Raw genomic sequence first — 16,315 nt, forward strand, 5'->3', positions numbered from 1 at the left:
AACACTGAGGATGTAACTTGGTATAGTAACAGCTCATTTAATCTAGTTGAATTGATATCATGAAAGAGCCTTCGAAAAGACAAGATCAGCAGACTAACTCATTAAACAGCCCAAAAACACAACAAACCGTTGAAACGCCGCTAACTGATCAGCAAAAAGTCGCAATAATGGTTAAAAATAGCTTACAACTGTGCGCAGGTTTATCCATTATATTTTTGTTTTTAGCGATAGCTAAGTTAATTATTCATTACTTTAACAGTACCTTTCCTGCTTCAATTCTTGGTATGTTAATGTTGTTTTTAGCGCTGTCGTTAGGGGTCATAAAATTAACTTGGATTGAGTTCACAGGTAACTTGGTTTTAAAATATCTTGCACTGTTGTTTATTCCGGTTGGTGTTGGCTTGATTAACTATTTTGAGTTGATTACTGCACATTGGTTAGTGATTATCTTTTCTTTGTTTTTTACCACCTTAGTGACTTTATTTATGGTTGGGCATTGTTATCAATGGCTAACTAAGGAGAAAAGCTGATGTTTGTTTATATCGCTACACCACTGACATTATTGTTTTTTTTCTTAGCCAAAAAATTATACAGCATGGCACCTAACCCATTATTGAACCCGGTATTAGTGACTATTTTTAGTTTAATTTCTTTGTTACTGATATTTGCTATCCCATATCAAGATTATCAACAGGGCACGAGTGTGATCACCGCTTTATTAGAGCCCGCTATTGTTGCTTTAGCTGTGCCGTTGTATTTACAATTAAAGGTGATTAAAGCACGCCTTAAATATATATTATTAAGCTGTTTGGTCTCTGTACTGGTTGCCTTTTTCTGTGCTTTTTACGTGATGCCTTTATTAGGCGCTGATCCAGTGACTGCAGCGTCTTTTGCCGGACAATCTGTGACTACTCCAATTGCTATGGAGATCAGTAAAAATCTGCAAGGTATTGTTTCCTTAACGGCTGCTATGGTCATTTTTGCAGGTATTATTGGTGCAAGTATTGGGCTGCCTTTTTTAAGGTTATGTAACGTAAAAGACCCTCAAGCAGTCGGTGTAGCAATTGGTTGTGCGTCTCATGCATTAGGCACGGCAAAAATATTAGAAGAGAGTGAAGAGTCTGGCGCTTTTTCTTCTATTGCATTAATTATTTGTGCTATTTTGTCGGCCTTGATTATGCCTGTGTTGTATCAGTGGTTAATTATCTAATTGTTATACCAATCATATTAAAATTGAGTAGACGAAAAAAAACCGAAGCTTGCTTCGGTTTTTTATTATGCGATATAAATGATGATATTAGTCAGCAGCGTAGCCAAACTCAGTGAGTTGTTGACCATCTAAAAACGCATATTGGCCTTGCATCGTTAAACGGTCACTAATAAACCACGATGCAGCTAATGCGTAAATCTGATGCTCTTGCGTTAACACACGCTCCGCTAGATCTTGTGCACTATCTTCAGTGAAAATAGGCACTTTAGCTTGCAGTACAGTTGGACCGCTATCTAACTCTGGTGTCACAAAATGCACTGTTGCTCCATGTTCTTTATCACCTGCATCAATAGCACGCTGATGTGTATTAACACCCGGATATTTTGGTAGTAAAGAAGGGTGGATATTAAGCATTTTACCTTGGTATTGATTAACAAAATCAGGTGTTAAAATGCGCATAAAGCCTGCTAACAAAATAAGATCTGGTTGTAATTTATCAAGTTCAGCGGCTAATAAAGCATCATACTCTTCACGTGAAGCAACACCTTTACTCTCTACTAATATAGCAGGGATATTGGCATCAGTTGCACGTTGTAAACCGTATGCATCTGCTTTATTGCTAATCACAGCAACCACTTCAACTTGTTGTTCATTTATCTGTTGTTGGTGTAACTTATCCATTAATGCTTGTAAGTTACTGCCACTTCCAGAGATAAGTACAACGACTTTTTTAATGCTCATCTGATTATTTAATCTCTACTTGAGATTCACCTTCAGCAGCATCTTCGATGTGACCTAATACCCAAGCTTTTTCGCCTTGTGCATTTAAGATCTCAACTGCTTTTTCTTTTTCTGCAGCTGGCACAACAATCATTAAGCCAACACCACAGTTGAAGGTACGGTACATCTCTTCTGTTTCAACATTACCATTTTCTTGTAACCAGTCGAAAATAGCAGGCCATTCCCAGCTTTTGCCATCAACAACCGCTTTGCTACCAGCGGGTAATACACGAGGAATGTTTTCCCAGAAACCACCACCAGTAATATGAGAAATAGCATGTACTGGACAGTTCTTGATTAATTCCAATGTAGATTTAACGTAGATTTTTGTTGGTGTTAATAGTGTTTCACCTAACGTTGAATCACCAAATGGTGCATTCGTATCAGCTTCAGATACTTCTAAAATCTTACGTACTAGAGAATAACCGTTTGAATGAGGTCCACTCGAAGCAACAGCAATTAATGCATCGCCAGCAGCAACTTTAGTACCGTCAATTACTTCAGATTTTTCAACAACACCTACACAGAAACCAGCGATATCGTAATCGTCACCTTCATACATACCAGGCATTTCAGCAGTTTCACCACCGATTAATGAACAGTTCGATAATAGACAACCTTCGCCGATACCTGTTACCACGTCAGCTGCAACATCAACATCTAGCTTACCTGTTGCATAGTAATCTAGGAAGAATAGTGGCTCAGCACCTTGTACGATTAGGTCATTAACACACATAGCAACCAAATCAATACCAACGGTATCGTGTTTTTTAAGGTCGATAGCTAGACGTAACTTAGTACCAACACCATCAGTTCCAGCAACTAATAGCGGCTCTTTGTAACCCGTTGGTAGTTGACATAATGCGCCAAAACCACCTAGTCCGCCCATTACTTCAGGACGTTTAGTGCTTTTTGCTACACCTTTAATACGTTCAACTAATGCCGTTCCCGCGTCAATATCAACACCAGCGTCTTTGTAGCTTAAAGAGGTTTTTTGGTTGCTCACTTGGTTTCCCCACAGATAGAAGTTAAAAGCGAAAATCGCTTTAAAAGTTTAGAAGGTAAAAAATTGCGCGTATTTTAACATCTATACGACGAGGGTCGAATTATTTCTGAAAAGAATTGTCTCTTTTACCTAAAATTTTTTGATTTAGGTTCGTAAGTCATTAAAAAGAAGGTTAAATAGTCAAACGTTTATATATTTAATGCATGATACTTGCATTAGTAGAAGATCTGCTTATGATCTCTTAGTATTGATGAAATTGAATGGTTGTGTAAGTAGATGAAAAATAATGTGTTGATTGCTTTTATGTTAGTGGTAAGTGTGTTGTTTTCAGCGCACAGTGTTGCTTTACCGCAAATCAGTGCTTATCAAGGCTTAGTACTTGCAGAGGGAAATAACGAAGCGCAATTACGAGAGCAAGCTTTGCAACAAGTATTAGTCAAAGTATCCGGCAATAAAAGTGTTATCAAATTAGATGAAACACAGCTACTAGCAAAAGATATCCCTTCGATCTTAGCCAAATATGGTTATCAAAATATTGAGGGTGACCGTTACTACTCCGCTTTATTTGATAAACAAAGAATTAATCAAGCATTAATTGAGATGCAACAACCAATTTGGGATGAGACTCGTCCTAACCCTCTGATTTGGTTAGTCAATGAAAATAGACAGTTAACCTCAGATAACATGGTTAATAGTCACCAAGACAACTCGCTTTCTATTGGTTTAGATAGTGCGCAGCTTGAACGTGGTATTTCGGCTAATTTTCCATTGGTTGATTTAGAGGATTCATTAATAGTCTCTGTTTCAGATGTGAGCGGACGCTTTTACCAAACCGTTGCCGAAGCTTCAACAAGATATGATGCAGAGTTTTTTGTATTAGCAAATCTAAACCGCGCTGCTGGGGAATGGCAGTTGAAATGGGAATTGGTGAAATATAATGCCCAAAATAAGCAAAGCCAAGTAGTCATCAAGCAAACTAATCGTGGTGAAAAATCTAATGTCATGGCTAATATGATGGGAGATATTGCTGACTATTATGCGAAGCAATTTGCTATTGTAGAAAATAACGGCGAGCGAACTACACAGCTTGTTAATATCAGCAACTTAACTTCATTGACGAGTTTGATGGCACTAGACAATATATTGAATAATTTAAATGCGGTGGATAGCTTTGAAATATTGAGTTTAAGTGCTACAAAGGTGCAAGTATTAGTCACTTTAAAAGGCAGTGCAGCAAGTTTAGAAAATGCACTCAATGCACAACCTAAATTACAACAAGATTTAATTAGCAACGCACCTTTTTATTATAACTGGCGACAGTAGAGTATTTAATGCCTCAAGATGAATTAAGATTTCAATACCCTTTATTGGCGTTAAAGTTTCCTGATGATGAAACCTTTGCGAGCTTTTATCCTGGTCAAAATGCCGAGTTATTAACTTTACTTAAGAATAATGTGGTAGGTATCGGCGAACCTATCTTGTACATGTGGGGAGAGTCAGGCAGCGGCCGTTCACACCTATTACATGCTTTATGTTCTGAAGTGGACGAAATAGGCGAAACCGTTGCTTATATTCCTTTGCATCATCATCGTAGTATGACCTTAGATATTTTCGAAAACATGGAAAATATCACTCTCGTATGTATTGATAATGTGGATGCGATTGCGGGTAACAAACAATGGGAAAAAGCGCTGTTCGATTTTTATAATCGTTGGTTAGACAATAAAGATAACCGTGCACCTGGTGCGAATTTGGTCATTTCTGCTAGTGATTTACCTAAACAAATTGGTATCGAGTTAGTGGATTTAGTATCACGTTTGGAGTGGGGTGCTTGCCATCATTTACAACCGCTCAATGATGAAGAAAAATTAGGCGCATTACAGTTACGAGCACAGTTAAAAGGGATGCGTTTACCAATTGATGTGGGGCGATTTTTATTGAATCGTTTATCCCGTGAAATGTGTATGTTATTAAATACACTAGACCAATTAGATAATGCGTCTTTAGAAGCTAAACGTAAGCTAACGATTCCTTTTGTCAAAGAAGTATTACGTTTATAAGGCGTTTATTAATAATTCTTTGACTGTTATTTGGATCATGATCCACCGATGATATCGTTTTCTATCATCGGTGTTTTTTATATATTAGGTGATTATAAAATACTTAATACTGACTCTGGTGGACGACCGATGGCTGCTTTGCCATTAGCTACTACAATTGGGCGCTCAATTAATTTTGGGTTGGCCTGCATCGCCGCAATTAATGCCGCTTCATCTTGCTCTTCAGCTAAGTTTAACTCTTTATATACGCTTTCTTTAGTGCGCATTAATTGACGTGCTGAATCAAATCCTAACTGCTTAATTAGCTGTGTAATTGTCTCCACTGAAGGTGGTGTTGTTAAGTATTTAATTATTTCTACTTGGTGTTGTTCATTATCTACTAAAGCTAATGTTTCACGGCTTTTAGAGCAGCGAGGGTTGTGGTAAAAAGTAATATCTGTCATATCGTTCTCTATCTTGTATTTATTATTCTGCAGGCCAAATGGCAATATAATCTTCTAAATTATCAGGATCTACCTGCGTTTCTGAGACTATTTTCCCGCGCACTGAGTGGCCGCCTTTATGCATTGCAGATTGACTGCCTGTTAATAATGGATGCCATTCAGGCAATGGTTTTTCTTCCACTAATAATTTATAGGCGCAACTCGCAGGTAACCAATGAAATTGTTCAATATCATCTAAGGATACTTTCACACATTCTGGTACTATTTTTAAACGCTTTTCATATTTTTTGCATCGGCATGTTTTGGTGTGTAAAAGATGACAGGCCACATTCGTAAAATGCAGCTCCTCTGTTTCATCATCAATTATCTTATTAAGACAGCACTTACCACAACCATCGCAGAGTGATTCCCATTCTGGTTGTGACATTTGTGAAAGTGTCTTGGTTTCCCAAAATTTGTCCATTTACTTTTCCTTACTCAACTACAATTTGCGGTGACATAATACGTTCTGAAAGATAGGTGACCGCTGTTGCAAAGTAATAAGAACGATTCCAATGCATCAGTACTTTATAATTATTATAAGCGAGGTAAACACGACCGTTTTTATCATCAGGAATAATCAGTGAAGCTTGTAAATCAACATCCGGTAGGTCTTGGCCTTCATAACGACGCACACCTAATGCCTGCCATTCAGCTAATGATTTTTGTTGTTTAATACCTGCTAGATCAGTATCGAAATCTTTAGGAATGGTAACTTGGCGCCCCCAAATATGGCGACTATCCCACCCTTCAGTTTTAAGGTAATTAGCAGCAGAGGCAAATACATCGGCAGGGGTGCCCCATATATCTTTTCTACCGTCACCATCATAATCAACAGCATAATTTAGATATGAAGTTGGCATAAATTGTACTTGACCCATTGCACCAGCCCATGAACCAATAAATTTATCTTGGCTGATATGACCTTGTTCTAAAATGGTTAAGGCTGCAAATAATTGCTTTTTAAATAATGCTTCACGGCGGCCTTCATACGCCATAGTCGCTAATGAAGAGATGACGTAATGACGCCCAGTTAAGCGTCCAAAATTAGTTTCAATTCCCCAAAGCGCCACAATAAAGCTGGGTTGAACGCCATATTCTTTACCAATTTTATGCAACAGTTTGTAATGCTTTTTATAAGCTTCACGCGCTTGCTTTACTTTCCATTCAGGAACAGCACGAGGAATGTAAGTATCCAAGGTCATTTTGAATTCAGGTTGCTGTTTATCCGACGAAACACTGCGTTCCAAAAATTCAGCATCTTTAAAGGCACTATTGATGGTATTTTGATCTATGCCTAGCTCAGTGGCTTCTTGTTTTAAATTATCGATATATTGTGTAAATGAAATGTCACGCTCTGTAGCTGCAAAACTTGTGATAGAAAAACAGCACAAAGTGATCGCGGAAAGGCTTTTTAGTGAGCGACTAATATTGTTAAGTAATACATTCTTTACTTTCATGAATCTGATTCCAATTGCTGTTGTTTACGTTGTTTATGGTCTTTTAAGTAATCTACAGGTGGTGGTGGAAGCTGTAAATAAAAACCAGATAAAGTGACTTCAGCGATCACTTTAGGTGCTTTTGCCATCGCCATTTTAGTGGTGTCTGTAATATTTAATACAGAGATTAATTTCGGTGGACCAAATTGTTCGAGCAAAGGAGTGGGGACGCGAGAAAAGTCGTCTCGTTTTGCAACAAAAAGATAGGTTTGCGGTTTACGGATACTTTTATATACAGCACATAACATAATACTTATCGAGCCCTTTACTTGCCTAATGTTGACGCAAACTATAACATGCATAAGCATTTATTTTTTATAGAAATTGACTGAATTTTATGTCAAAACAGAAAGATTTAATTAGAAAGGACAATTATGACGTTAAAATCGTTGAATTTTACCTTATTGGTCGTCAATCTTGAAAGTGAATCACTTTCAGCATTAGCTGAAGAGTTGAATAAAAGACGACTAATGGCACCTGAGTTTTTTGCTGATACTCCCATGGTGGTAAATATAGAAGAATCTTCATTAAATATCGATTTTTCTCAATTAAAGCGTACAGTTGCAGAGCATGGCTTTATTTTAGTGGGCATTACTGGAACGGTATCAGAAGCACAAAAACAGTTAGCAATTGAGCATTCGATTGCACTATTGCATGGTTCAAAAAGACAAGTGGTCAAAGCAACACCTTCGGAAAAAACAACCGAACAGTCAGCTGAATCAGAACAACAAAATACACAAAGCACTGAAGCTTCGTTAGATGACTCTGAATATGTGGTCAGCGAAGTGAAAACAAAAGTGCATGTTGGACGAGTCCGCTCAGGCCAACAAATTTATGCTAAAGAATGTGATTTGGTGATAAACGGCGATGTGGGCGCCGGCGCTGAAGTTATTGCCGATGGCAACATTCATATATACGGAACATTAAGAGGTAAAGCATTAGCGGGTGCCATGGGCAACACGAGTGCGGCTATCTTTTGTACTGTATTAGAGCCTGAATTAGTATCAATTGCGGGTGTTTATAAATTAAGTGAAACATTACCAGAGGATATGTGGTCTACCTCTTGCTCTGTTTCTTTAGAGGACCAAAATTTGGTCTTTTCAAGTTTAAATAAAATTTAAAATTCAAAGGAAAGTTATATGGCAAAGGTAATTGTTGTCACATCTGGTAAAGGCGGCGTTGGTAAAACAACAAGTAGTGCTGCTATTGGTACAGGGTTAGCGAAAACGGGCGCTAAAACGGTTATTATTGATTTTGATATTGGTCTACGAAATCTAGATCTAATCATGGGATGTGAGCGACGTGTTGTTTACGATTTGATTAACGTGATTAACGGCGAAGCAAACTTACAGCAAGCATTAGTAAAAGATAAGCGTGTTGAGACCTTATACATTTTACCTGCTTCTCAAACGCGCAATAAAGATGCGTTGAGTAAAGAAGGTGTGGCTGAAGTTATCGATGCGTTAAAAGCCGATGGTTTCGATTACATCATCTGTGATTCACCAGCTGGTATTGAACAAGGTGCGATGATGGCCTTGTATTTTGCTGATGAAGCTGTTGTAACTACTAATCCGGAAGTCTCTTCTGTACGAGATTCTGATCGTATTACAGGCATGCTATCAAGTAAGTCTTACCGTTCAGAAAAACAGATGGAACCGGTTAAGGTACACCTGTTAATTACACGTTATTCTCCTGAGCGTGTTGAGCGTGAAGAGATGTTAAGTATTGAAGATATTGATGACCTATTAGGTATTGATTTATTGGGCGTGATTCCTGAGTCTCAAGATGTATTAAGTGCATCTAACTTAGGTGAGCCTGTTATCTTAAATCAAGATTGTGATGCAGGTAAGGCATATCAAGATGCTGTTGATAGATTATTAGGAGAAAAACGCGACTTACGTTTTGTAACGGTCGAAAAGAAAGGCTTTTTAAGTCGTATATTTGGGGGATAAAATGGGATTATTACAATACTTTATTAAGGACAAACCAAAAAAAGGTACGGCTAAATTAGCTAAAGATCGTTTACAGATCATTGTTGCACACGAACACTCTAGCTTTGATGTACCATCTTACATGCCTGAATTACAAAAAGAGCTGGTCGCAGTTATCCGTAAATACATGGATATCTCAACAGATGATGTTAAATGTGAATTCAGTGATAAAGAAGAAGATGAGCTATCTGTATTAGAAGTGAATGTAACGTTACCAAAACAAAAGTAATCTATATCTGATGAGATAAAGCGTTTCAAACAAAAAATGCGACTTAAACAGTCGCATTTTTTTGCTTTGAAAAAGACGCTTTAAAGTATTTATTCTTGGTTCTCTTGAACAACAATGCTATTGATTATGATGTTATGTAAAGGTTTGTCCTGGGATGTTGTTTGCACTTTAGCGATACTATCAACTACATCTAACCCTTCAGTAACTTTGCCAAATACTGCATAACCCCATTGGCTTCCCTTTGCATCTAAAAAACTATTGTCTTTTTGATTAATGAAAAACTGACGAGAAGCAGAGTGAGGTGAATTAGTTCGTGCCATGGCAATCGTCCCACGTTTATTGCTTAAACCATTAGTTGATTCATTTTTAATAGGCGAAAGCGTTTCTGCACGTTGTCCTGATGTTAAAAAGCCACCTCCTTGAATCATAAACCCATCAATCACACGGTGAAAGACAGTTCCTTTAAACTGATCTTTCTGTATGTAAGTCAAAAAATTTTCAACGGTTTTAGGTGCTTCATTAGGATACAGCTCAAGAGTTATTTGGCCTTTATTCGTATCAATTAGTACAGTTGGATTTGCAGCAAGTACGGTATTGCTCATTAATAAAAAGAATAGTGCGGTAATAAATTTCATGTAATTTCCTTGCTATAAGTAGATATTTAAAATTGTTGAAGCTGACTGTTTAATTCTTGATCTTCAATAATTTGTTTTAATAATAAAGATAATTGCTTGTTAAGTTGGTCTGTAATGCCGTCAATCTGATTAGAAAAGACACCATCCCATTGTTTATTAGAGCGGAATATTTTATGGAAGTGTTTACCTCGATGGGTTAATGCAACATCTACTACCATTTGTGACGAGGCATCGTAACTAAAAGTCGACTCAGTCACTTTAGCGATTGCTTTAACCAGTTTTATGTCGACTTGGTAGTCACTGTTAGCATCTGTTTTTAAACCATTCTCTAACCAAGCCTTCGTTAAACTTTTTTCGACTAAGAGACGTAATGACTGCTGTTCGTTGATTAATTTGGCAACCCCATCTCCATCTGTTATTTCAATAACGTGTCGAGCTATACGTAAATCTTGGCTGTCTATTTTCCAAGGCTGCAAGTTGGTGAATGCTTGTCTATTTTGTTCAAGATTAACCTGGGGTGTGATATTGGTATAAGTGGGAGTGGAAGCACACCCTAACAAAGTGAATAAACTGATATTGAGTAAAAGCCATTTGCAACACATTTTAAACATTTTTAGATCCTGATTGGGTGAGTAAAGGTACATCATAGCAAACCTATTATAGAAGCGAGTTAATTTATCTTAAGCGATGCCATTAATCGATTTTATTTTAACCACTACTTATTTTGTATAGGATATTTTTATCTAATAAAGAGGTGTTTTACCTATTATGAGCAAGTATTTAGCTGTTTGCCATGCTAAACAGACGATAACTTTACTAAAAACATTTTGCATAAAATTTGACCTAGTCAGGCTATTTTTTTTATTGTGAGATCTTCGTCATATTACCTTAATCTTTCTGTAACACTGATTAACTCTAGGCTAGCGGTGGTTATCCACTTTTTCTGTGGATAACTCTGTGGGAAGTTCAATGAGAAGTGTCTGAAGGCCTTGCTATACCTTGCTTTTGGTTAAATAGAGTTATTTTTAACCGTAATAAATACCCCTTTATTTTCAACTGGTTATAATCGTCAAGTGGTTTTTTATAGAGAAGGTTTAGTAATCTATACCAGCTCTTTATTTATTAGTCTGTCAATAGCTATGTGTGTATTATTTGAAAATATATTAATTTATTTTTATTGACAAACTTTTACATAACAGAATTTATATTGTTTATTTATTCTACAAGCTATTTTAGGAGGATATGTGTTTTGTGAGGCTTTATTTATTGGATAGTAAATAACATTTGATAAATAAAAAGGGGCTTATTGGCTTATTTTGTAGCATTGTTGTTAATTAAAATACAGGTTTGAGGATAATAATTTTACATACTACGTGTTTTTATGGTTTTCAGTTTTTACGATCTGCATTTATTTAATTTTATTCGTAAAGGATCATTCTGTTGCGAATGAGTAATGGTAAGATAAAAAGATAACTATACTGGTAACACTTTTTGAGTGAGTAGTATTAACAGGTTGTAAAGAGGGTTTATGAGTAAGTCATTTGAATTAGTATGTCCATTTTCTCCCGCAGGGGACCAACCACAAGCGATAGAGCAGTTAGTCGAAGGGATTGAGTCTGGTCTTGCTTATCAAACGCTATTAGGGGTAACCGGTTCGGGTAAAACATTTACATTAGCCAATACTATTGCTCAATTGAATAAACCCACCTTGATCCTCGCGCCAAACAAAACCCTAGCGGCTCAATTGTATGGTGAAATGAAAGCGTTCTTCCCACATAACGCGGTGGAGTATTTTGTTTCTTATTATGATTATTATCAGCCGGAAGCCTATGTACCTAGCTCTGATTCTTTTATAGAAAAAGATGCTGCGGTAAATGCACATATAGAACAGATGCGGTTATCGGCTACTAAAGCCTTACTAGAGCGTAAAGATGTAGTGTTAGTTGCATCAGTGTCAGCTATTTATGGTTTAGGTGATCCACAATCTTATTTACAAATGATGTTACATATCAGTGTTGGAGAGATAATTTCAAGTCGTGATATTTTACAGCGATTAGTGGATATTCAATATACCCGTAATGAAACTGAGTTAAGTCGCGGTACATTTAGAGTACGAGGGGAAGTTGTTGATATTTTCCCTGCTGATTCAGAGAAACAAGCAATACGCATTGAGCTATTTGACGATGAGGTAGAAGGCATAAGTGTATTCGACCCACTCACCGGACAGCAGTTAGAAAAATTATCGCGCACCACAATTTTTCCTAAAACTCATTATGTGACTCCAAGAGAGCAAATCTTAAATGCTATTGAAGGTATTAAAGAAGAATTACAGGAACGTAAAAAAGAGTTCTTAGCGGAAAATAAATTAATAGAAGAGCAGCGCATTTCGCAGCGTACGTTATATGATTTAGAGATGATGAACGAGTTAGGTTATTGTTCAGGTATCGAAAACTATTCACGTTATCTGTCTAGTAGAGGGCAGGGCGAAGCGCCGCCTACCTTATTTGATTATTTACCTAAAGATGGCTTATTAATATTGGATGAAAGCCATGTTACTGTGCCGCAAATTGGCGCGATGTATAAAGGTGACCGGTCACGTAAAGAAAATCTAGTCAATTATGGGTTTCGGTTACCCTCTGCGTTAGATAATCGTCCTCTTAAATTTGAAGAATTTGAAAAGCTTGCTCCACAAACCATATATGTATCGGCAACACCGAGCGACTATGAAATAGATAAATCACAGGGTGATATTATCAGGCAGGTGATACGTCCGACTGGTTTATTGGACCCAATTATTGAAGTACGTCCGGTTAGTTCTCAGGTTGATGACCTACTATCTGAAATTAATATTCGCATTCCTAAAAGTGAACGAGTGTTGGTCACTACATTAACGAAACGTATGGCAGAGGATTTAACTGAATACTTAAATGAACACGGTATTAAAGTACGTTACCTGCATTCTGATGTAGATACCGTGGAGCGTGTGGAGATTATTCGTGATTTACGCCTAGGTATATTTGATGTGTTGATCGGTATTAACTTATTACGAGAAGGGCTAGACATTCCAGAGGTTTCTTTAGTGGCGATACTTGATGCAGATAAAGAAGGATTCTTACGTTCAGAGCGTTCGTTGATTCAAACCATGGGACGTGCAGCACGTAACCTTGAAGGTAAAGCCATTTTATATGCTGATAGAATTACTGACTCAATGAAAAAAGCGATTAAAACCACTGAAGATAGAAGAGAACTGCAAGATAACTTTAATAAAGAAAATGGCATATCACCGAAAGGGTTGTCGAAGTCAGTGGCCGATGTGATGCAACTAGGGCAAAACCCTCAACCAAAATCAACCATTACACCATTGAATAAAGTGGCTGAAACCGATGCGCCATATTCCGCTGATAAAGTGGTTCGTTCAGAGCAGGAAATTTTGAAAGAGATTGCTAAATTAGAAAAGCAAATGTTTGCCTTTGCAAAGGATTTAGAGTTTGAAAAAGCTGCTCAATTACGTGATCAAGTCTCTAAATTACACGAGCAACTTATTGCAACAGGATAAATAACTATTACTAATGAGGGGATCCGTTAAAATACTAGCTCGCTTTATATGGAAATAAAGTAAGTAGGTTATCAGTGGGATAAATTGTGTTGTTGTAACTAGGTATTAATAACTTGTATTTTTGAGTAGAAATCAAAGACAAAATTAAACTTTATCTTAATACTAAAGTACGATTACAGGCAAAATCCTTAAATTAAGCAATAATAATGAATAGTTAAAAAATTCAGCAATCTTAAAATGGAAAGTTAATGATTGATAACGAAGAATATGGATATCGCCGTACTACATTACGGGTTTTACTCGCCGTGACCATTTTTGCTGCAAGTTTTTTTGCGGTGAATAATTGGATAGCAGGTTTCCACCTTTTTGCTGTAATAGAAGGGGGTGTTGCCGCTTTTTGGTGTTGGATCTTGATTATTGCTAAAAGTACAAAATACCTACAGCGATGGTCTTTTATTTATTTGTGTACTTTCTACTTTTTAGTGATTTACGGTATTTTGATCACCACTTTTAAAGCTGGATTATTTTCTTGGTTGTTCATTTTCCCTATTTTGTCTTATCTGTTACTAGGCATAAAAGCGGGCAGTTGGATCACTTTTATTAGTGTATCTGGTGGTTTAGCTGTTTTGGGGAACATGGTGTGGGTTGATAATCATGAGATGCATTGGATTGTTATGGGAAACGTTGGTTTTACACTCGCTGCTATCTGGTCAATGGTGTATGTTTATGAATCTAAACGCGAGTACATCTTTAATCATTTACGTGAGCAAGCAAGAAAAGACCCTCTCACCGGATTACTGAATGTAAAAGCATTAAACGATACCCTTGCTGACACTTTAAAAATAGCACAGCGACACTCATATCCAGTTACTTTAGTGTATATTGATATTAATGATTTTAAGCAAATTAATGATATGCAAGGGCATCAAAAAGGCAATGAAATTTTACTGGCTGTCGCACAGACAATTCAAGAGCTGACTAGAGTAGAGGATTATGCTTTTCGGTATGGTGGTGATGAGTTTTGTATTATTTTTCCCAACTGTGTACATGAGCAAGTGCGACAAACCTTTGGAGTACGTTTAATAGAACGGGTTAAGCTTAATTTAGATAATCTCACCATGAGTATCGGTTATGCGCAGACCGGGCCTAGTGATTTTTGTTTACCAGATACCCTGATCCATAGAGCAGATAAAAATATGTATGTGGTAAAATCTATTTTAAAATCAAGTGACTCTTTTCATGAGTGGCAAAGTGGCAACGAAACAGGGTAGCTAAGTGTTGCTTAAAAAATATAGAACAAAAGGAAGTAATATTAATATACAGCGATGAGCTTATATTGAATAAAGGTGAATCACCTAATATTACTTCCCTTGAATCATGCCCTTTTAAAAGATCAAAGGTAATACTGTAATGTCAATATTGCTTTCGATTAAAGTACAGGATGACCTTCTTTGTCTAACATTTCGATTAATGAAATAAGTGGCAGGCCGATTAAACTATTCGGATCTTTACCTTCAAAGCGGCTAAATAAACTGATGCCAAACCCTTCGCTTTTAAAACTGCCTGCACAATTATACGGCTCTTCTTTGTTCAAGTAATTAGTGATCATTTGGTCTGATAACTCACGAAAATAAACATCGTAGGGTTCAACTAAAGACTGTACTTCGCCCGTTGCACTGTTCACTAAGGCTAAACCAGTGTAGAAGGTGACATGTTGACCACTAGCTGCTTTTAATTGTTTGAAGGCATTTTCAAAGTTACCGGGTTTACCTAAAATTTGACCATTGTTCAAACAAACTTGGTCTGAACCAATGATTAAAGCATTGGGAAAATCACTAGTGACAGCTTGTGCTTTTGCGATCGCCAGTCTTTCTACTAATTGAATGGCGGTTTCACCAGGCAGTTCATCTTCATTAACCTGTGGGTTAGCTGTGGAAAAGTCTACGTGTAGCTTTTCTAATAGCTGTTTACGAAACGGCGAAGTCGATGCTAATACTAGCTTTTGTGGCATAATGAATCCTAGTTATGTGTAAAAATAAGTTTATTTTAAGGACTGTGAAAGAATAAAGCGATAGTTGAATAAAAACTTAAGAAAAATAGCGGTTTTTCTTTGACTATATTGAACTCTATCTATATTATTCGCGACCATGCAAAAGGTTAAACTACCGATTAGCGTTGATTCTGTTCGCGCTGCTAATAATAGATTGGAGCTAAATGCTAGCCTCGACAAGTCTTTATTAAGCAGATTAAGAGAGTCAACAAACAGTATTCACTCTGATATCGACGTGCATTTTTCTTTTGAAGTAGATCAGCAAAGGTTGAGAATATTTCATGGGAAAGCAAGCGTCGCAGTAGAACTCACTTGTCAACGGTGCAATGAGCCTATGACTTATCAATGTGAAGCTGAATTTACGTATTGTCCTGTTCTGAATGAAGAGCAGGAAAATAATTTACCAGACGTTTATGAACCCATTTATTACGATGAAAATGGGGAGGTAAATCTTCACCAAATAGTTGAAGACGAGCTGTTATTAACACTTCCACAGATTGCAATGCATGCAATTGAGGATTGTCATTACAGTGACTACGAAAGTAGCTTCGGCGAAATTGAAGAAGAACAAGAACGTCCTAACCCATTTGATGCTCTAGCTCAGCTAAAGCTCAAGTAACAAGCAGGAATTTTTAAAATGGCAGTACAAAAAAGTCGTAAGACTCCTTCAAAACGCGGTATGCGTCGTTCACATGATGCACTAAGTGCACCTACTTTAACTGTTGACAGTACTTCTGGTGAAACTCACCGTCGTCATCACGTTACTGCTGACGGCTTCTACAAAGGCAAAAAAGTAATCGAAAAGTAAGTTATTACT

Annotated in this window: 20 protein-coding genes; 11 read left to right on the forward strand and 9 right to left on the reverse strand. The window is 37.1% G+C overall.

Going from position 1 to position 16,315, the window contains the following annotated elements; translation table 11 throughout:
- The first annotated feature begins 59 nt into the window (after window positions 1-59).
- Window positions 60-530, forward strand: coding sequence for a CidA/LrgA family protein (locus AC0L3W_RS02720; protein ID WP_409439728.1), 471 nt, complete (start codon window positions 60-62; stop codon window positions 528-530).
- Window positions 530-1,210, forward strand: a complete 681-nt coding sequence (locus AC0L3W_RS02725) for an LrgB family protein (RefSeq protein ID WP_290038477.1) — start codon at window positions 530-532, stop codon at window positions 1,208-1,210. Before AC0L3W_RS02720 ends, AC0L3W_RS02725 begins: the two co-directional genes overlap by 1 nt.
- 87 nt (window positions 1,211-1,297) lie before the next feature.
- Here the strand turns inward: AC0L3W_RS02725 and purN are convergent, their stop codons facing one another.
- Together purN and purM are read right to left on the reverse strand one after the other, a co-directional pair.
- Window positions 1,298-1,951, reverse strand: a complete 654-nt coding sequence (gene purN, locus AC0L3W_RS02730) for a phosphoribosylglycinamide formyltransferase (RefSeq protein ID WP_290038476.1) — start codon at window positions 1,949-1,951, stop codon at window positions 1,298-1,300.
- A 4-nt stretch (window positions 1,952-1,955) separates the two neighbouring features.
- Window positions 1,956-2,996, reverse strand: coding sequence for a phosphoribosylformylglycinamidine cyclo-ligase (purM, locus tag AC0L3W_RS02735; RefSeq protein WP_290038475.1), 1,041 nt, complete (start codon window positions 2,994-2,996; stop codon window positions 1,956-1,958).
- Between the two features lie 276 nt (window positions 2,997-3,272).
- On the opposite strand from purM, the gene AC0L3W_RS02740 reads away from it, so the two are divergent.
- A complete protein-coding gene (locus AC0L3W_RS02740) occupies window positions 3,273-4,319 on the forward strand; it encodes a DUF2066 domain-containing protein (RefSeq protein ID WP_290038474.1) in 1,047 nt (348 codons plus the stop codon).
- A gap of 8 nt (window positions 4,320-4,327) precedes the next feature.
- Entirely contained in the window at window positions 4,328-5,056 is a 729-nt protein-coding gene (gene hda / locus AC0L3W_RS02745; protein ID WP_290038473.1) for a DnaA inactivator Hda, read from the forward strand.
- A 92-nt stretch (window positions 5,057-5,148) separates the two neighbouring features.
- On the opposite strand, the gene arsC is transcribed toward hda, so the two are convergent.
- From arsC to AC0L3W_RS02765, 4 genes are read right to left on the reverse strand one after another with little or no spacing between them, the layout of a single operon-like run.
- On the reverse strand, window positions 5,149-5,499 hold the full coding sequence (gene arsC / locus AC0L3W_RS02750; RefSeq protein ID WP_409439727.1) for an arsenate reductase (glutaredoxin): 351 nt from the start codon (window positions 5,497-5,499) through the stop codon (window positions 5,149-5,151).
- Between the two features lie 22 nt (window positions 5,500-5,521).
- Entirely contained in the window at window positions 5,522-5,962 is a 441-nt protein-coding gene (locus AC0L3W_RS02755; protein WP_290038471.1) for a YcgN family cysteine cluster protein, read from the reverse strand.
- 10 nt (window positions 5,963-5,972) lie between these two features.
- On the reverse strand, window positions 5,973-6,998 hold the full coding sequence (locus tag AC0L3W_RS02760; RefSeq protein ID WP_409439726.1) for a lytic murein transglycosylase: 1,026 nt from the start codon (window positions 6,996-6,998) through the stop codon (window positions 5,973-5,975).
- Entirely contained in the window at window positions 6,995-7,285 is a 291-nt protein-coding gene (locus AC0L3W_RS02765; protein WP_409439725.1) for a YcgL domain-containing protein, read from the reverse strand. Before AC0L3W_RS02765 ends, AC0L3W_RS02760 begins: the two co-directional genes overlap by 4 nt.
- A gap of 126 nt (window positions 7,286-7,411) precedes the next feature.
- Between AC0L3W_RS02765 and minC the strand changes: the two genes are divergently transcribed.
- The 3 genes from minC to minE are packed head-to-tail and all read left to right on the forward strand — an operon-like array spanning window position 7,412 to window position 9,257.
- Window positions 7,412-8,158: a septum site-determining protein MinC gene (minC, locus tag AC0L3W_RS02770; RefSeq protein WP_409439724.1), complete on the forward strand. Its 747-nt coding sequence runs from the start codon at window positions 7,412-7,414 to the stop codon at window positions 8,156-8,158.
- A gap of 18 nt (window positions 8,159-8,176) precedes the next feature.
- Window positions 8,177-8,989 (forward strand): septum site-determining protein MinD, encoded by an 813-nt coding sequence (gene minD / locus AC0L3W_RS02775; RefSeq protein ID WP_290038467.1) that lies wholly within the window; start codon window positions 8,177-8,179, stop codon window positions 8,987-8,989.
- Between the two features lies 1 nt (window position 8,990).
- Window positions 8,991-9,257, forward strand: coding sequence for a cell division topological specificity factor MinE (gene minE / locus AC0L3W_RS02780; RefSeq protein ID WP_290038466.1), 267 nt, complete (start codon window positions 8,991-8,993; stop codon window positions 9,255-9,257).
- Between the two features lie 89 nt (window positions 9,258-9,346).
- Here the strand turns inward: minE and AC0L3W_RS02785 are convergent, their stop codons facing one another.
- A complete protein-coding gene (locus AC0L3W_RS02785; RefSeq protein ID WP_409439723.1) occupies window positions 9,347-9,892 on the reverse strand; it encodes a peptidylprolyl isomerase in 546 nt (181 codons plus the stop codon).
- A 26-nt stretch (window positions 9,893-9,918) separates the two neighbouring features.
- Window positions 9,919-10,503: a YajG family lipoprotein gene (locus AC0L3W_RS02790; RefSeq protein WP_409439722.1), complete on the reverse strand. Its 585-nt coding sequence runs from the start codon at window positions 10,501-10,503 to the stop codon at window positions 9,919-9,921.
- 917 nt (window positions 10,504-11,420) lie between these two features.
- On the opposite strand from AC0L3W_RS02790, the gene uvrB reads away from it, so the two are divergent.
- Together uvrB and AC0L3W_RS02800 are read left to right on the forward strand one after the other, a co-directional pair.
- Entirely contained in the window at window positions 11,421-13,448 is a 2,028-nt protein-coding gene (uvrB, locus tag AC0L3W_RS02795) for an excinuclease ABC subunit UvrB (protein WP_290038463.1), read from the forward strand.
- Between the two features lie 248 nt (window positions 13,449-13,696).
- On the forward strand, window positions 13,697-14,719 hold the full coding sequence (locus tag AC0L3W_RS02800) for a GGDEF domain-containing protein (protein WP_409439721.1): 1,023 nt from the start codon (window positions 13,697-13,699) through the stop codon (window positions 14,717-14,719).
- 158 nt (window positions 14,720-14,877) lie between these two features.
- On the opposite strand, the gene AC0L3W_RS02805 is transcribed toward AC0L3W_RS02800, so the two are convergent.
- Window positions 14,878-15,459 (reverse strand): Maf family protein, encoded by a 582-nt coding sequence (locus tag AC0L3W_RS02805; RefSeq protein WP_290038460.1) that lies wholly within the window; start codon window positions 15,457-15,459, stop codon window positions 14,878-14,880.
- A 136-nt stretch (window positions 15,460-15,595) separates the two neighbouring features.
- On the opposite strand from AC0L3W_RS02805, the gene yceD reads away from it, so the two are divergent.
- Window positions 15,596-16,117, forward strand: a complete 522-nt coding sequence (gene yceD, locus AC0L3W_RS02810) for a 23S rRNA accumulation protein YceD (RefSeq protein ID WP_290038457.1) — start codon at window positions 15,596-15,598, stop codon at window positions 16,115-16,117.
- Between the two features lie 18 nt (window positions 16,118-16,135).
- Entirely contained in the window at window positions 16,136-16,306 is a 171-nt protein-coding gene (rpmF, locus tag AC0L3W_RS02815; RefSeq protein ID WP_025562454.1) for a 50S ribosomal protein L32, read from the forward strand.
- Window positions 16,307-16,315: the final 9 nt, after the last annotated feature.

The sequence above is a fragment of the Psychromonas sp. KJ10-5 genome, assembly GCF_055808325.1.

Bases quoted from the DNA above. Each gene is read 5' to 3' on its own strand.
- minC (WP_409439724.1), top strand. From the start codon at position 7,412: ATGACGTTAAAATCGTTGAATTTTACCTTATTGGTCGTCAATCTTGAA.
- AC0L3W_RS02800 (WP_409439721.1), top strand. From the start codon at position 13,697: ATGATTGATAACGAAGAATATGGATATCGCCGTACTACATTACGGGTT.
- AC0L3W_RS02740 (WP_290038474.1), top strand. From the start codon at position 3,273: ATGAAAAATAATGTGTTGATTGCTTTTATGTTAGTGGTAAGTGTGTTG.
- arsC (WP_409439727.1), bottom strand. From the start codon at position 5,499: ATGACAGATATTACTTTTTACCACAACCCTCGCTGCTCTAAAAGCCGT.
- hda (WP_290038473.1), top strand. From the start codon at position 4,328: ATGCCTCAAGATGAATTAAGATTTCAATACCCTTTATTGGCGTTAAAG.
- minE (WP_290038466.1), top strand. From the start codon at position 8,991: ATGGGATTATTACAATACTTTATTAAGGACAAACCAAAAAAAGGTACG.
- AC0L3W_RS02755 (WP_290038471.1), bottom strand. From the start codon at position 5,962: ATGGACAAATTTTGGGAAACCAAGACACTTTCACAAATGTCACAACCA.
- AC0L3W_RS02785 (WP_409439723.1), bottom strand. From the start codon at position 9,892: ATGAAATTTATTACCGCACTATTCTTTTTATTAATGAGCAATACCGTA.
- AC0L3W_RS02720 (WP_409439728.1), top strand. From the start codon at position 60: ATGAAAGAGCCTTCGAAAAGACAAGATCAGCAGACTAACTCATTAAAC.
- uvrB (WP_290038463.1), top strand. From the start codon at position 11,421: ATGAGTAAGTCATTTGAATTAGTATGTCCATTTTCTCCCGCAGGGGAC.
- AC0L3W_RS02790 (WP_409439722.1), bottom strand. From the start codon at position 10,503: ATGTTTAAAATGTGTTGCAAATGGCTTTTACTCAATATCAGTTTATTC.
- yceD (WP_290038457.1), top strand. From the start codon at position 15,596: ATGCAAAAGGTTAAACTACCGATTAGCGTTGATTCTGTTCGCGCTGCT.
- purN (WP_290038476.1), bottom strand. From the start codon at position 1,951: ATGAGCATTAAAAAAGTCGTTGTACTTATCTCTGGAAGTGGCAGTAAC.
- minD (WP_290038467.1), top strand. From the start codon at position 8,177: ATGGCAAAGGTAATTGTTGTCACATCTGGTAAAGGCGGCGTTGGTAAA.
- AC0L3W_RS02805 (WP_290038460.1), bottom strand. From the start codon at position 15,459: ATGCCACAAAAGCTAGTATTAGCATCGACTTCGCCGTTTCGTAAACAG.
- AC0L3W_RS02760 (WP_409439726.1), bottom strand. From the start codon at position 6,998: ATGAAAGTAAAGAATGTATTACTTAACAATATTAGTCGCTCACTAAAA.
- AC0L3W_RS02725 (WP_290038477.1), top strand. From the start codon at position 530: ATGTTTGTTTATATCGCTACACCACTGACATTATTGTTTTTTTTCTTA.
- rpmF (WP_025562454.1), top strand. From the start codon at position 16,136: ATGGCAGTACAAAAAAGTCGTAAGACTCCTTCAAAACGCGGTATGCGT.
- AC0L3W_RS02765 (WP_409439725.1), bottom strand. From the start codon at position 7,285: ATGTTATGTGCTGTATATAAAAGTATCCGTAAACCGCAAACCTATCTT.